General features: G+C 49.8%; 18 protein-coding genes. 13 read left to right on the top strand and 5 right to left on the bottom strand.

What is annotated here, in order from left to right; genetic code table 11:
* Positions 1-311 precede the first annotated feature (311 nt).
* From BUB06_RS05470 to BUB06_RS05460, 3 genes are all read left to right on the top strand, one after another.
* The gene (locus BUB06_RS05470) at positions 312-740 is read left to right on the top strand and encodes a hypothetical protein (RefSeq protein ID WP_039470535.1); all 429 of its coding nucleotides are present in this window, start codon (positions 312-314) and stop codon (positions 738-740) included.
* Positions 741-886: 146 nt separating this feature from the next.
* A complete protein-coding gene (locus BUB06_RS05465; RefSeq protein ID WP_330218130.1) occupies positions 887-1,165 on the top strand; it encodes a DUF2645 family protein in 279 nt (92 codons plus the stop codon).
* A gap of 73 nt (positions 1,166-1,238) precedes the next feature.
* Positions 1,239-1,541, top strand: coding sequence for a DUF2645 family protein (locus BUB06_RS05460; protein ID WP_072012967.1), 303 nt, complete (start codon positions 1,239-1,241; stop codon positions 1,539-1,541).
* Positions 1,542-1,591: 50 nt separating this feature from the next.
* Here BUB06_RS05460 and BUB06_RS05455 read toward each other — a convergent pair whose 3' ends face one another.
* Both BUB06_RS05455 and BUB06_RS05450 read right to left on the bottom strand, forming a co-directional pair.
* A complete protein-coding gene (locus BUB06_RS05455) occupies positions 1,592-2,629 on the bottom strand; it encodes an NADP-dependent oxidoreductase (protein WP_039470531.1) in 1,038 nt (345 codons plus the stop codon).
* A 94-nt stretch (positions 2,630-2,723) separates the two neighbouring features.
* Positions 2,724-3,230 carry a TIGR00645 family protein gene (locus tag BUB06_RS05450; RefSeq protein ID WP_039470530.1) on the bottom strand — a complete coding sequence of 169 codons (507 nt, stop codon included), beginning with the start codon at positions 3,228-3,230 and terminating at the stop codon, positions 2,724-2,726.
* A gap of 325 nt (positions 3,231-3,555) precedes the next feature.
* On the opposite strand from BUB06_RS05450, the gene rhaT reads away from it, so the two are divergent.
* The 6 genes from rhaT to BUB06_RS05420 all read left to right on the top strand — a co-directional run bounded on the left by rhaT (position 3,556) and on the right by BUB06_RS05420 (position 7,108).
* A complete protein-coding gene (gene rhaT, locus BUB06_RS05445) occupies positions 3,556-4,590 on the top strand; it encodes an L-rhamnose/proton symporter RhaT (RefSeq protein WP_010296251.1) in 1,035 nt (344 codons plus the stop codon).
* A gap of 116 nt (positions 4,591-4,706) precedes the next feature.
* Entirely contained in the window at positions 4,707-5,090 is a 384-nt protein-coding gene (locus tag BUB06_RS05440; protein WP_039470527.1) for a DUF2750 domain-containing protein, read from the top strand.
* Positions 5,091-5,161: 71 nt separating this feature from the next.
* Complete coding sequence (locus BUB06_RS05435) at positions 5,162-5,563, top strand: hypothetical protein (protein ID WP_039470525.1); 402 nt, start codon at positions 5,162-5,164, stop codon at positions 5,561-5,563.
* Between the two features lie 52 nt (positions 5,564-5,615).
* Positions 5,616-5,993 (top strand): hypothetical protein, encoded by a 378-nt coding sequence (locus tag BUB06_RS05430; RefSeq protein ID WP_080726761.1) that lies wholly within the window; start codon positions 5,616-5,618, stop codon positions 5,991-5,993.
* A gap of 151 nt (positions 5,994-6,144) precedes the next feature.
* Complete coding sequence (locus tag BUB06_RS05425) at positions 6,145-6,531, top strand: Imm10 family immunity protein (RefSeq protein WP_039470523.1); 387 nt, start codon at positions 6,145-6,147, stop codon at positions 6,529-6,531.
* Between the two features lie 115 nt (positions 6,532-6,646).
* Positions 6,647-7,108, top strand: a complete 462-nt coding sequence (locus BUB06_RS05420) for a DUF4265 domain-containing protein (protein ID WP_010296237.1) — start codon at positions 6,647-6,649, stop codon at positions 7,106-7,108.
* A gap of 208 nt (positions 7,109-7,316) precedes the next feature.
* Here BUB06_RS05420 and BUB06_RS05415 read toward each other — a convergent pair whose 3' ends face one another.
* The 3 genes from BUB06_RS05415 to BUB06_RS05405 all read right to left on the bottom strand — a co-directional run bounded on the left by BUB06_RS05415 (position 7,317) and on the right by BUB06_RS05405 (position 9,469).
* Entirely contained in the window at positions 7,317-7,931 is a 615-nt protein-coding gene (locus BUB06_RS05415) for a YagU family protein (RefSeq protein WP_039470522.1), read from the bottom strand.
* A 408-nt stretch (positions 7,932-8,339) separates the two neighbouring features.
* The gene (locus BUB06_RS05410) at positions 8,340-8,666 is read right to left on the bottom strand and encodes an MEKHLA domain-containing protein (protein ID WP_236689848.1); all 327 of its coding nucleotides are present in this window, start codon (positions 8,664-8,666) and stop codon (positions 8,340-8,342) included.
* Between the two features lie 212 nt (positions 8,667-8,878).
* Entirely contained in the window at positions 8,879-9,469 is a 591-nt protein-coding gene (locus BUB06_RS05405; RefSeq protein WP_051982075.1) for a thiamine pyrophosphate-dependent enzyme, read from the bottom strand.
* Positions 9,470-9,609: 140 nt separating this feature from the next.
* Between BUB06_RS05405 and BUB06_RS05400 the strand changes: the two genes are divergently transcribed.
* From BUB06_RS05400 to BUB06_RS05385, 4 genes are read left to right on the top strand one after another with little or no spacing between them, the layout of a single operon-like run.
* Positions 9,610-11,223 carry an ABC transporter substrate-binding protein gene (locus BUB06_RS05400; RefSeq protein ID WP_039470519.1) on the top strand — a complete coding sequence of 538 codons (1,614 nt, stop codon included), beginning with the start codon at positions 9,610-9,612 and terminating at the stop codon, positions 11,221-11,223.
* A complete protein-coding gene (locus BUB06_RS05395) occupies positions 11,201-12,160 on the top strand; it encodes an ABC transporter permease (RefSeq protein WP_039470517.1) in 960 nt (319 codons plus the stop codon). The genes BUB06_RS05400 and BUB06_RS05395 overlap by 23 nt, the downstream gene beginning before the upstream one ends.
* Positions 12,153-13,019 carry an ABC transporter permease gene (locus BUB06_RS05390; RefSeq protein ID WP_010296221.1) on the top strand — a complete coding sequence of 289 codons (867 nt, stop codon included), beginning with the start codon at positions 12,153-12,155 and terminating at the stop codon, positions 13,017-13,019. Before BUB06_RS05395 ends, BUB06_RS05390 begins: the two co-directional genes overlap by 8 nt.
* Entirely contained in the window at positions 13,016-14,722 is a 1,707-nt protein-coding gene (locus tag BUB06_RS05385; RefSeq protein WP_039470515.1) for a dipeptide ABC transporter ATP-binding protein, read from the top strand. The genes BUB06_RS05390 and BUB06_RS05385 overlap by 4 nt, the downstream gene beginning before the upstream one ends.
* Positions 14,723-14,784 lie beyond the last annotated feature (62 nt).

The raw sequence follows: 14,784 nt of genomic DNA, 5'->3' as shown, positions 1-14,784 counted from the left end.
GATAATAAAAAATCTTATCCCGCATAAGCATTTACCATTAAAAACAATCAATTATAGAATTTTGGAAAGAATATCTTTCTGACAGAAATCATATTTATTATTAAATAGTCGAGTTCTTCTTTTGTTCAATAAAGATTTACGTTATAACGTTCCCAACAAGGATTTTTTTAACAGGGAGTTACACGAATGGCTAATTCTATTTTCATGAAGATCACCGGAAAAATTCAGGGACTGATATCTGAAGGGTGTTTAAGTATCGATTCTGTAGGAAATAAACATATATCTGGTCACAAGAAAGCCGTTTTCATCGTATGAAAACGATCTTAACCATCTTCATTTCATTATCTTCCCTGCTGTTTTTTGGGGGATGGCTTATCATCGTTCCTTATACCGTTTATACGGAAAAAGACATTTTTAAGTACTATGCATTAACCTATAAAGAAATCAGAGATGTGCCGAGGCTGTCAAAGAATTATTATTTTTCTTATGAACCAAGTGATGAAGCAAAACCTCAGATAAGTACGATATATTTATGTGATCTAGATAACATTAATGAAGCTTACAATAAGTTGCTCGATTATGTTAACAGTACTGGAGTCCCATTAGTTGATGATTTTTCCTTAGGTAATTATCCATCATTCGATGAATACTTTCAAATCATTAGAATAAAAGAGAAAGATAGGGTAACAATGAAAGAAGTCGAATGTCTAATGTTGGATTTATCCAAGGAACAACGCTAATGAATGAGTGAATAGCGTTGTGGCTTAAAAATAATTACATTCGCGTTTGATCTGCCTTTGGCTTAGAACCCATCCCAAAAGGAATTATAAATCGGGCAATTAAAAAATGTTAAGAAAAATCAGCTATATCTACAACATCTACTTTTATGCCTATGCCGCTTTATGCCTATGCCGCTTTATGCCTTTTTTTAATCAATGCTTTTTCTACCATCGAATATGAATGGATGATAGATGGCGACTCAGTTGCAGATTTCTGTGAAGTGCCAGAAGCCGATGCTGATGGCTTTTTCAGTTTCATTATCGTTCCTTTATCTATCCCTTTTTTTATTTTTAAAAGAAGCCTACCCAGAGTCATTACTTATCTTATCATCCTCGGGTATCATTCATACCGTTTTTATACGCGAATAAGTCTTTGTCCAAATTAGACTACCTCTATGAAACAGACGGATTAAATAAATAAAAAATACGAAAGAAAAATTAAAAAAGGAATTTGAAAGCATGATTAGTAAAAAGCACATATATAATATCTATTTTTATGCTTATTCTGTCCTATGTCTTTTTTTAATTCATGCTTTTTCATCAGTCGAATATGAATGGCTATTTGGTGACAGCTCACTTAAAAACTTTTGTGAAAACCCGAGAAGCTATGCTGATAGTTTTTCAAATTTCATTATCATCCCTTTGTCTATCCCTTTTCTTTTAGTCAAACAGACGCCACCAAGAATAATAACTTACCTTGTTATTCTCATGTATTACTCAGTCAGTTTCTATACGCGCGTGACTATCTGCCCGTACTGGTAACATACTCTGTCGAGTGCAAAACTCGCCGCCGCAGCGGCGAGTCCAGTGTATCAGGCGTCGGGCCCGACTCTGACCACTAACTTACCGAAGTTTCGGCCATGCAGCAGGCCGATAAAGGCTTCAGGAGCGTTTTCCAACCCGTCGACGATCTCTTCGCGATATTTGATCTTACCTTCCTCCACCCACGGCGACACATCCTTCCAGAACTCATCGAAGCGATGACCATAATCATCAAAGATAATGAATCCCTGCATCCGAATACGTTTCTTCAGGATCGTCCCCATCAGCAGCGGTAAGCGATCCGGTCCATCCGGTAGCCCTGTGGCGTTGTAGCCAGAGACTAATCCGCACACCGGAATACGCGCTGAGGTATTCAGCAGCGGCAGCACAGCGTCAAAGACTTTTCCGCCGACGTTTTCAAAGTAGATATCGATTCCCTGCGGGCAGGCTTGTTTCAGCTGTTCTGCAAAATCATCCGCCCGGTGGTCGAGGCAAGCATCAAACCCCAACACCTCAACCGCGTAGCGACATTTCTCTGCGCCACCCGCCACGCCAACCACCCGACAGCCTTTCAATTTCCCAAGCTGTCCAACCGTCGCGCCGACCGGGCCAGTCGCGGCGGCCACGACCAGCGTTTCACCCGCTTTAGGCTGGCCGATATCCGTCAGCCCCATATACGCGGTGAAGCCGGGCATACCCAGCACACCCAACGCGTAGGAAGGATTCGTCGGCGACTGACCCAGATTCGTTAATCCTTTGCCGTCAGAAATCGCATAATCCTGCCAGCCGCTGAAAGACAGCACCCAATCGCCAGTCTGATAATCTGGATGTTTTGACGCCACCACGCGGCTGATTGTCCCGCCGACCATCACGTCATTCAGTTCGACAGGTTTGGCATAAGAAGGGGCGTCGCTCATGCGGCCACGCATATAAGGATCAAGGGAAAGGAACACCGTACGCAGCAGGATATGCCCTGAATCGACCTGTGGGACAGGCTGCGGTTCCAGACGGAAAGTCTCTTGTGTTGGCGCACCGTGCGGGCGCTGAGCCAGAACCACACGGCGGTTAATTTGATCGGTTTGCGGCATAATATCCTCCGTTAAACAAAGCGTGTTGATAAAATCACTTCGTTAACAATAGGATCTGTTCTTTCATCTGGCTACGCAAACCGTGCGGCGTTGATTATGCCGTTTTACTTTTTTCGTAACGCGACATGCGATCCAGATACCCCATGACAAGTGCAGACAGCACAAACGTCAAATGGATAATCACGTACCACATCAGCTTGTTATCCGGGATATTACGGGCATCCATGAACACGCGCAGCAGATGGATCGACGAGATAGCGACAATCGAGGCGGCAACTTTATTTTTCAGCGAGCCGGAGTCCATCTTACCGAGCCAGTTCAGCTTTTCTCTGCCTTTGGAAATATCCAGCGCCGAGACAAAGTTCTCGTAACCGGACAGCATCACCATCACCAGCAATCCGCCGACCAGCGTCATATCGATCAGTGACAGCAGCACCAGCACCAAATCTGCTTCAGCGATATCCAGGATATTGGGCAGGACGTGGAACACCTCCTGGAAAAATTTGATCGCCAGCACCAGCAAACCCAGCGATAGCCCGAGATAAACAGGGGCAAGCAGCCAGCGCGATGAGTACATCAGATTCTCAATAAAACGTTCCATAACTCACTATATGCAGGTGGAAAAGAGGGAAATAATAGCGAAAAGTCCTGCTGTGGTGTTAATCAATTCTTGAGCAGAATGCACCATTTACAGAATGCTCTGCCCTGTCGTGCCCTCAGCGATGATTTCCGCGTTTTGTGATCCGGCCTGCACTCACCTTCAAACCGATGCCGTCCTCCTGCTGCTCGTGGCACGCATCTGAAGGTTCACCCTTTTTCACCTTCCTACACTGTCTAGCGCCAGCAGGTCTGGCAGCAATCATACACTGCACTCTACATTCAGAGCCGAATACAGGCTTACCACAAAGTAAAACAAGGGGTTACGCATGAGCGATCCTATTTTCCTTGGAATTTTCTGGCATTTCATCGGTGCGGCCAGCGCGGCCTGTTTCTATGCACCGTTTAAGCAAGTCAAAAACTGGTCGTGGGAAACCATGTGGTCACTGGGCGGATTTTTCTCGTGGATTATCCTGCCCTGGAGCATCAGCTGGTGGTTACTGCCTGATTTTTGGCGTTATTACGGTTCGTTCGATATGGCGACCCTACTCCCCGTTTTTCTCTTCGGCGCGATGTGGGGCATCGGCAATATCAACTACGGCCTGACAATGCGCTACCTTGGCATGTCGATGGGCATCGGTATCGCCATCGGCGTAACGCTGATTATCGGTACGCTGATGACACCCGTCCTGCAAGGCAAGTTCTCCATTCTGTTTGGTTCGGCGGGCGGACGCATGACGCTACTGGGCGTGCTGGTCGCAGTCATCGGCGTCGCCATTGTTAGCTACGCCGGTTTACTGAAAGAGCGTGCACTCGGTATTCGTGCCGAGGAATTCAACCTGAAAAAAGGGCTGCTTCTGGCCGTGATGTGCGGCATCTTCTCCGCAGGCATGTCCTTTGCGATGGATGCCGCGAAACCCATGCACACCGCAGCACAAACGCTGGGGATCAATGCGCTGTATGTCGCACTCCCCAGCTACGTAGTGATTATGGGCGGTGGTGCCATCGTCAATCTAGGCTTCTGCTTCATTCGTCTGGCAACCTGCAAAGGGATTTCATTAAAAGCCGATCTGGCACAGGCCAAACCATTACTGATTGCCAACGCGCTCTTCGCCATTCTGGGCGGCGTCATGTGGTATTTGCAGTTCTTCTTCTACGCCTGGGGACACGCCAACATTCCGGCTGATTACACCTACATCAGTTGGATGCTGCACATGAGTTTCTACGTACTGTGCGGCGGCATCGTCGGTCTGCTGTTTAAAGAGTGGAAAGCCGTTGGTCAGAAGCCAGTACGCGTGCTGGTTCTCGGCTGCATGGTCATTATTCTGGCGGCGAATATCGTCGGACTAGGAATGGCCGTGTAAGCGCCTTATCATCGCGTTCGGTGCCACCAAAGCGAGTACCGAACGCGATGGCATTCCGATGAGGATATTAAGATAAAGATTGATTAGCATGAAAAACAGAAAACTGGAGATCTCTGGTGAGAGCGCACCCTAAAAAAATTGAAAATATTTATCGTTTAGACTCACAAGAAAGGTGTGATTACTTTATCCGTAAGATTACGGATTTTGAAATTGTCTGGGGATTATTTAATGAGGGATGGGCAACAACGATATCCGATCAGAAAATGGCGATTCCCTTCTGGCCGGAGGAAAGTTTTGCCACACTGTGTGCTAATGATGAATGGGCTGGATTCACCGCAAAAGCCATTGAGTTAAACGCATTTCTATCACACTGGCTCCCTGGAATGCAGAGCGACAGTAGAATATGTCAAATTTTCCCCACGCCAAGTGAACACGGCTTTTTCATTCCCCCAACAGCCTTACTGCATGCCATTAAAGAAGAACGTGAACAGTACGAATGACCGTTCAGTTTACAATTTATCCCGAGAGACATTTATTTGAATCTTGTGGAAATGAGCAAAGGGAAATGAGGATGTCAGACGTTTTTAACAAAATAGCCAGATTTTCCCCGAGAGAGTTGCAACGCTATGCGTCTGCCTGTTTGCAGGCCTATTGCAACGCAAAATTAATTCAACACCCATCGATCGATGCGTTGATAGCTCATCTTAATCGTTATCCAGAGAGTGGCAGTCTGGTTGAATGGGAAAGGAAAGGCGCGTTGCTGCCGCTAAATGGCCGGGGAGATGATATACCACAGGATCTGATCCTATCGATCTCACCACAGGATATTGAAACATTCTCTTATCTTGTTGATGTCGTAGTGGAGGTCGGAATCGTGGATATGTACGGGGCACCCACCACGCTTCCAGCTGAGTTTGTTACGAAGATAGCCTTGATTCTGTTTAAAAATAACATCGACCTACCTGAGTGTTAGGTGAAAAGAAATGCAGTGCTCAATATTAGAAAAACATTGAGATGTCGTTCGGATGAAGAGGTTGAAAACCAGTGAACAGGTCAATCAGAACATGAGCTATGAGTACAAATTAGTCTTTGATAATGCCTCGGCTGCCCAAGATGTCATGAGGACGATTAAACGCAGTGAAACCTGCATTCGCGCCGAAAACGGTGATGTCTATTTGAAAGACAAATCCCTAAACAATTGCGCTGAATATGACATCCGTCTGATCGATGAAGACGATGGCTCGCTGTGGCTTCAGGTTAACGTTAAATCTGTCGATCTTTACGCGCTTGTGCGAGAAACCCTAAGCGGGAAACCTTTCAAATGCTTTGAAGATGGGGATGCGGAGAGTGAAGTCGAACTCAACGAGGCTTTTCGTCTCAACACGTTACTCAATCCGCTCTGACATCGTCAGGAACGTGCCCCCTGCGTGATAAGCTCCAACAAAATGAATATGATAGGTCGGATACGGATGAAGGTGTCATCAGAATCGCCAAACGCAATGTTGATGAGAGATAAAGGTTAAGTTCTCATAGAGAAGACAGCAGGAGAAAACCATGAGCGTCAGATTTCCGGCAGCCTATTATGATGCGTCCTCTGAAGAGGGCATTTTGACGGTTGGATTCGCAGATAATGAAGATGACCCACAACATTTCCTCATTTTGCAACGGGCGGAAGAACCTGACGAGCAAGATGAAGAACTGGGCCAAGATACTTATTATGTTGAAATTGGCAATCCAAGCGTAGCTGGATATGGCGGTATTGATGCTGTTTTGGTTACGACAAACAAAATCATTTTTACGTGCTCAGGCACGACGAGCTGGCGCAAAGAAATAGAAACGATTGAGATAGAGATTTCGCCTCAATTGGGAGCCATTGACAGCATTGAATCCTCGCTTCGGAAAATATTTATCGATACGCCAACACACGTCTCTCGGTCATAGCGACAGTCCTCAATGCATAAAACGGCGCGCGGAAAACAAGATAGAGAGCGTACGTTTTGGCTAACATCGAGCATCATTTTACTTCACTGACTCAGATAGTGGTAATCACTCACCTATGTTAGTTCATGTATACGTAGCAGATAACGATGGGCCAACCTTTGAAGTGCTGCCTGTCCGAGAAATCGAGAAGGACACTTACGAATTGCTGTCTTCTCCCGGCCTTGCGTTAAATTTAGCGCGTGGGGATATCTTCCGAATTAACGATAAACATGCCCATCCTGAAGTGTTGCAAAGAGGGGGTAATTTTTGCATTCACATCTATGCCGATTACCTTCCCCCCGAAGACATTACCCGTTTAGAGCATGATGTGGTTAGCCAATTAAATGGAACCTTAGACGGTGTATATCAAGGAAACTTGACGTTGGCCGTTCCTGCCAGAAATGGGATGGATAAGATTGCCGACGTTTTCGACGCCTTTCGCGAAAAAACAGGAGTTCAATGGTACTTCGCGAACATTTATAAGAACATCGATGACGATGAAGACGAAACGCTTTTAAATTGGTGGCTGGATAGTTAAGCGCCCATCAGCCAGCCCTCAAGTGAAAGCGTTCATGGTTAAGATCAGCGGCATTTTTCTAGGAAAACACAAACGCCCTGAGAGATCCTCAAGGCGTTCTGGAATGGACTTCAATGTTTACGGCTAATTTTTTCACAATTCATTAATAGTGCGACATTTAAATAATAAGCATCGCACTATTTAACATTATCTAAAATAAAATCACAGCCTATCGTGAGGCATTCAAAGGGACTTCTGGATCAGGTTCGTGGGTCATACGATTACGTAAATCACGACGAATAATTTCAATAGACCAGAACCAAATGAGGTGACCTACGATTTCTGATACATGTTCATACCAAGGGAGAACAAACAGAGACGGCGTGAGGCCCATTAATGGGAATGAAATCATATGGACAAATAATTGAGCCAGCGCACCAGCCAACAGACCTTGCCATAATTTTATTTTAGGAAATACTTCTGCAACAACGCAGTAACCTACAGCGAAAACAATAGAGAAAATAATGTGCGTTACACCAACCCAATTAAATACGTGGCCGGCAAAGGTATAAACCGCCGCATTAGGGTCAACAACCCCAAGCCAATCGCGTAAAAAGATGTAGGGAGGGTTAAGAAAATTACGAGAGCAATCAATGTGTTCGGCCGCTCTAATCAGTGACTCAGGTGCACAAGCACCGCTAAACATATCAGTAGGGCTACGTGGAGGAAGCGGATTTTCTGCGCCCCATTTTACGAAAGATGAAACAATACCTGCAATCAAACCAATAAAAGCAGCTAATCCATAGCGTCTCCGGGATGGAGATGTTTGTTCAAAAAAGTTCATTTTTTTACCAATCTAACCATTAAAGGTTATAGTCTTACATAGACATCACGTACTTATAAAGAGGTTAATTGATATATCGAACAATCTCTCTAGTATATTTTGTTATTAGGAACGCGATTTTAAATTTTATAAAAATGAAAAGAAGAAATCATGCGTTTATTTTTTGTGAACCTTTTATTCAATAATTGAAAAACCAGATTCTCTAACGTATCCGAAATGTATATTTCCTCCGATAAAAACGAATAATAATTCTCCAATAAAAACATTTCGGTTATTTTTGTGTAAAATACTAACAGTTCAGTAACTCATAATTTCACGCTGCACCACACTGATATTCAGCCTGCAACATGGATTGATGGGATGCAGGAACCCAGCAAACCTCATCCCAAACCCCCGTCTTACCCTTCCTTAATTCTGCCGGAACCAATCCGGACGCTGATGCTCTTCACACCAGAATAATGCCGCCATTCCCCATGACGTCCCATCCTGATGACGTAGCTGCCAGACTACGCCGCCATAAATCGGAAACGTCTGGCCATTTTTTCTGACTCGAATTCCGCTGTAGCCATAGACGATCCCTTGCAGAGACACATTTTCAAGAAACTGCTGCCGGGCGGGCTGCAAAGATGTCTCAGCACTCAGTCGTGAAGGCAGTACCAGCATTTCTGCTTCGCTATACCCAAAACAGTCGAGCGCAAAGCGATTGGCATAAATAAAATGGGGATCGTCCCCCATTCCTTGCGCTAATACACTATAAGGTGCCTGTTCATGCAGCGATCGGCAAGATCAGCAGGCGAAGGTAATAGGGAACCACTCTGAGTCAGGTAACACGAATCAATCTTCTCAAGCAATGTAAGTGGCATAATCGCTCCTTAAAGGTTTCGTAAGCGTGGATTACTCCCCAGAAGCTGATGCGCATCAACAGGCACCTTAACCAATAGCGAAGGTCACCCAATTTCGCCAGCTCTGACCAGCACGTCTTCTAAATTAGCGAGATCGGGTTGCAGCGTCTCCGCATCCCAGCCACAGGCCTTAGCAATCGCGCAGTAGTCGAGAGAACACACGCCAGCGTGATAATACTCTGGCACGGCCTCAGGCAGGATTTTGGGTAACTCTTGCGCCACGATACCCAGGCTCTCATTGTTTAGCAGGAAGATGACAATTCCCAATTCCCGCACTTCTCCTAATGCTCCAGAAAACAGGCGAAAGCAGCCATCGTCAGTAAATAAAAAGACCGCGTGCTCAGACAGAGCCAGCTTCGCACCCACAGCAGCGCCAAATGCACCGCCCATCGCCGAGCCACGGTAAAAGGAGTAGAAACGAATGTGGGGATGAGGACGCTGCGTCACGTACTGGCGATCTTTATACGCAAGGCATATATCATCAAACCCAACCGAGTCCGCAGGCCACCAGCTATCCAGACGCTGATATAGCGTCGCCATATTGACATACCCCTGACGCGGGGAAGAGAAGGCATGCTGATTTAGGTTGTCCGGTGCAGGTACGGCCTCCGTGTTGGCAAAGGAGCACGCTTCCATCGTGGCAGCCACCTTTCGTATATATATATTTTTATGGAATTGAAAATCAATTTTTATTCTTTTACATGCATAAGACCGCTCTCTAGAGTAGCGAAAAGACCGCCGTGTATGGCCTCATGTCATCGTAAAGGACACAGGGAATGGAAAAAAATCACCCGCAAGTTACGACTCTCGCAGCAGGATTACTCACGCTGCTTTTCGCACTCAATCCCGGTGCTTACGCTGCACAAAGCGGTGAAAAACCGGTATCCGGTGGTATTCTGAACGTAGGTCTGGGTAGCGATACGCCGATCATCGACCCGCACATTACGGCCTATGGTGTAACGGCGCTGATTTCCCGCAACGTGGTGGATTCACTGGTAGGACAGGCGGAAGATAACCGCTTTACGCCCTGGTTGGCGGAAAGCTGGAAAATTAACGACAACAATACCGAGTACACTTTCCACCTGCGCAAGGACGTGACGTTCAGCGACGGCACCAAGCTGGATGCGGAAGCGGTGAAATACAACATTGAGCGTATTCTCGATCCGAAAACCACCTCCAGCTACGCGAAATCGCTGTTAGGTCCTATCGACAAGATCTCAACGCCGGATGACTATACGATTGTGCTCCACTACAGCTCACCGTTTGCGGCGCTGTTGCAGGGGCTGAGCCTGCCATATCTGGGCATCCAATCGCCGACGTACCTGAAGAAAACACCAAACACCAGCACCACCGTGGTGGGTTCTGGTCCGTTTATTCTTGATTCCTTTGTGAAAGGCAGCGGCAGCAAGCTGACGAAGCGCCCTGATTACAACTGGGGACCGGGTTATGCCAAGCACACTGGCCCAGCCTATCTGGATGGTCTGGTGTTCAAATATCTGCCAGAAGCGTCGGTTCGCCTTGGCGCACTGAGCAGCGGCCAGATTCAGGCCATTGACGCCGTGCCGCCTGCCAATTTCCCGACGGTGAAGCGCAATCCAAAGCTGGAAGTAATTACCTATGAGAACCCGGGCGTTAACCGCGTACTCTATCTCAACACCACCAAAGGCCCTTTCCAGGATGTCGCGGTACGTAAGGCATTCCAGAGCGCGGTAGATACCAACGCGGCAGTGAAGGTTGCCTTCTTCGGTACGCTGAAATCCGCCGATAACGTTCTCGGCCCGGCCACGCTGTACTACGATCCGAGCGTCGCGTCCCGCTGGGGCTTTGATGTAAAAAAAGCCAACGAACTGCTGGATAACGCAGGCTGGAAACAGAAAGACGGCGAAGGGTTCCGTACTAAAGATGGCAAGCGCCTGAGCGTCAGCTTCGTTTATGCTTCAACCAACGTTGAAGCCGCAGATGTCGCGCTGTTCCAGGCGGTGCAATATCAGGTGAAGCAGGCAGGCTTCGAAGTCAAACTGACGCCAGTTGATGCGGGTGAATTCACCACACGCACCAATGCCAACGAGTACGATATCGCCTCTAACTTCTTCGTGCGTGCAGAGCCAGATATTCTGCGTACCGTGTTCGATTCTGCCTATGCGCCACCGAACGGTAACGGCTTTACTCGCATCAGCGTGCTGGACGGTAAACTGAGAAAAGCCATTGGCGCGGGTGACGCGGAACGTAAACAGCTCTACAGCGAAATACAGCGTGAGGTCATCGATCAGGCGTATGTTGTTCCGCTGTATGTTCCAGCCTACCAACTCGGCCTGTCCAAACAGGTACAGGGCATAAGCTGGGCCACCAACGCAAAACCGAACTTCTATGATGTCTGGATTAAACGTTAATCTGTACGCGCTAGGTAAACGTCTACTCACCATTCTGGCTGTGCTCTGGGGCGCAGCCACATTGACGTTTATTGCCGTCAAACTGATCCCCGGCGATCCCGTCGCTATTCTCAGCGGCGGCGATAACGTGGTGGATGAAGCCTATCGCGCCGTACTCATCAAACAATTTGGGCTCGATCAGCCGCTGTGGGTGCAATATCTGCGCTACTGTGGACAGGCGCTACAGGGCGATTTTGGCGTCAGCTATCTCTATCGTCTGCCAGTCGGCAGCGTGATTAGTGATGCAATGCATGAAACCCTGCCGCTGGCGCTCGGTGGCCTAATTCTGGCTCTGCTCCTCGCAATTACCAGCGCGCTGCTCACCGCAGGCCGCTATGGTGCGCTGCGCACTAGCGTATCGTGGTTGGAACTGACGCTGCTTAGCACACCGGTCTACTGGATTGGTATCGTGCTATTAAGCCTGTTCAGTTTTCGCCTGCAATGGTTTCCTGTCACTGGCAACGACGGTTTTATGTCGCTGGTGTTACCGGTTATCACCCTAGGCTTGCCGATTGCCGCCATTCTAAGCCAGGTACTGCGCGACGGTTTGGAAGATGCGCTCTCCCAGCCGTTCTCGCTCACTGTACGCACGCGCGGCGTCAGCGAAATCCGGCTGCGTTTCCGTCACGGTTTGCGCCACGCGGCGCTGGCCGCCTCAACGCTGACCGGCACCTTGCTGGCAAGCGTACTCGGCGGCTCCGTGCTGACCGAAACCGTCTTTGGCCGCGCGGGTATCGGGCAGGTCACGCTGAGTGCGATTGAAAACCGCGACATGCCGCTGGTGCTCGGCGTCGTCATGCTGTCCGCGTTCCTGTTCGTCGTCATCAATCTGCTGGTGGATGCGCTGTATCTCCTCATCGATCCCCGTTTACGCAAGAAGGCGAGCGCCCATGAGTAGTGAACCAATGCCCTTCACGCAGACACCATCAAGAAAAACCTATCGCAACCCGTGGCTGAGCACGGCGACGCTGCTGCCTGCCGCTATCGTTTTCCTGCTGGCGCTAGCGGTCTTTTTCCCTTCGCTGTTTACCAGCCGCACCGCCGATGAAATGGATATGGGGGCGGTATTCCAGTCGCCGAATAGCACTTATTGGTTCGGCACCGATCAACTGGGGCGCGACATTTTTTCCCGCATCGTTCACGGCACCTCGCTGTCGCTGGGTATTGGCGTCGGCGCGATGCTGATCGCCTGCTTCGGCGGCGTGCTGTTTGGTACGCTCTCGGTGCTCGCACCGCTGCGTATCCGTCAGGTTCTGGTACGCCTGCTGGACATCATGCTGGCGTTTCCCGATCTGTTGCTGGCGCTGCTGGTGATCGCCGTACTAGGACGCGGCCCGGAAAACACCATGCTGGCCGTCGGTCTGGCGGGGATTGCGGGTTATGCGCGTTTGATCCGTTCTCAGGTGCTGCAAGTCAGATTATCCGGCTATGTTGAGCATGCGATTGCGCTGGGCGAGCACCCGCTGTATATCGTTTTTCGCCATATCATTCCCAATACGCTGCGTCCGCTGTTGATTGTCGCCACCATTGGCGTCGGCCACGCGGTGCTGTCTGCCTCAGCGCTGAGCTTTTTGGGATTGGGCGTCGTTCCGCCGACCGCCGAATGGGGCGCGCTACTGGCCGATGGACGTAACTTCCTTGATATTGCGCCGTGGGTCAGCCTGCTGCCCGCTAGCGTCGTCGCGCTGTCGGTAATTTCCATCACGCTGCTGGGGCGTCGTTTACAGGCTATTTTGGCAAAAGGAGAGGCACGATGAGCCTGAACACACTCCCTCACTCCTCTCATTCGTCTTCAGATGCACCGGCGAAGACGCCGCTGCTACGTGTGGAGAACTTGAGCGTCACGTTTCCCAGCCCATCCGGCCCCATTCGTTCGGTTAAAAACCTCTCTTTTCAGGTGAATGCCGGAGAAATTCTGGCGCTGGTCGGCGAATCGGGTTCAGGAAAATCCGTCACCGCCCGCACGCTGGTAGGTTTATCCGGTGAAGGCGTTGACGTACAGGCAAACGCGATTGAACTCACGCGCCATGATGGCAGCCTGTGCGATTTACGCTATCTGACCGATCGCGACTGGCGGGTGATTCGCGGCCGTGAAATTGGCTTTGTTTTGCAGGATGCGCTGGTGTCTCTCGACCCGCTGCGCAAAATCGGTCAGGAAGTTGCCGAGCCGATTCTGACCCATCGCCTGTTGCCCCGCGAGCAAATTCCCGCCCGCGTCGCCGAACTCCTGACGAAGGCAGGCATTCCCGATCCTGAGAATCGTGCGGCGCAGTATCCGCATGAGCTGTCCGGCGGCCTGCGTCAACGCGCGCTTATTGCCTCCGCGCTGGCAGCCGGCCCACAGTTGCTGATTGCCGATGAACCCACCACCGCGCTGGATGCCACAGTGCAAAAGCAGGTGCTGAAAGTCTTCACCGCATTAGCACAGGCGGGGCACGGTGTTCTGCTGATCACTCACGATCTTGCCGTCGTCGCGGACGTCGCAGATCGCGTCATTGTCATGCAGCACGGCGCGCTGGTAGAAGGCGGTGAGGCGCGGCAGATTCTGTCAGCGCCGACACATCCCTACACCCGCAAGCTGCTGGCGGCGATCCCGACCGCATCTACGCGAGGAAAGTGGCTAGCCGGTGTCGATCCGTTACAGAGCGGTATTGCACCATCAGCGGCGTCTCTGGCAGCGAATCACGCCAACACCGACGCGATAGCCCTGACGGCGGATCGCATTGCGGTGTCGTTCAAGCGTCCGGACGGTAGCCGGATGCAGGCCGTCAATCAGGTTTCTCTCCAGATCAAGCGCGGCGAAACGCTGGGTATCGTCGGGGAATCCGGCTCAGGTAAAACCACGCTGGGCAAAGTCATTCTGGCTCTGCAAAAGCCAGACAGCGGGGAAATCCGACTCGCAGACAATGCCTGGAGCAGGTTAACGGAACGCGAGCGCCGTCCGCTACGCGCCCGAATTCAGACGATCACACAGGATCCGCTCAGTTCGTTCGCTCCACAATTTACCGTCGCCCAGATTCTGAACCAACCGCTGCGCTTGCGCCGCGATCTGAGTGACGATGAGAAACAGCGACGTATTCTGACGCTGCTGGAGTATGTCGGCTTGACGCCCGATCTGCTGACCCGACGCCCTACGGCGCTGTCCGGCGGTCAACGTCAGCGCGTCTCCATCGCACAAGCGCTGGCCTCAGATCCTGAAATCCTGATCTGCGACGAGCCGGTATCGGCACTGGATGTCACTACACAGGCGCAGGTGTTGGATTTACTGGTGGCGTTGCAGCGCCAGTTGGGGCTGACAATGCTGTTCATCTCCCACGATCTGGGCGTGGTACAGCACATGAGCCACCGCATCGCGGTCATGAAGGACGGGGATATCGTAGAAACCGGGCCGGTCGAACAAATCTTCAATCAGCCTCAGCATCCTTACACGCGCCTGTTACTCTCGACGGTGGCGGAATAGGGATGTTGAAGCGGGAATTCATGTTGAAGCAGGAGAGCCATGTCGAATTGTCGTGGCACGCT

Source organism: Pectobacterium carotovorum, from assembly GCF_900129615.1.
Taxonomy (GTDB): Bacteria; Pseudomonadota; Gammaproteobacteria; order Enterobacterales; family Enterobacteriaceae; genus Pectobacterium; species Pectobacterium carotovorum.
The sequence above is the reverse complement of the archived record's forward strand: the minus strand, read 5'-3'. Positions and strand labels throughout refer to the sequence as shown.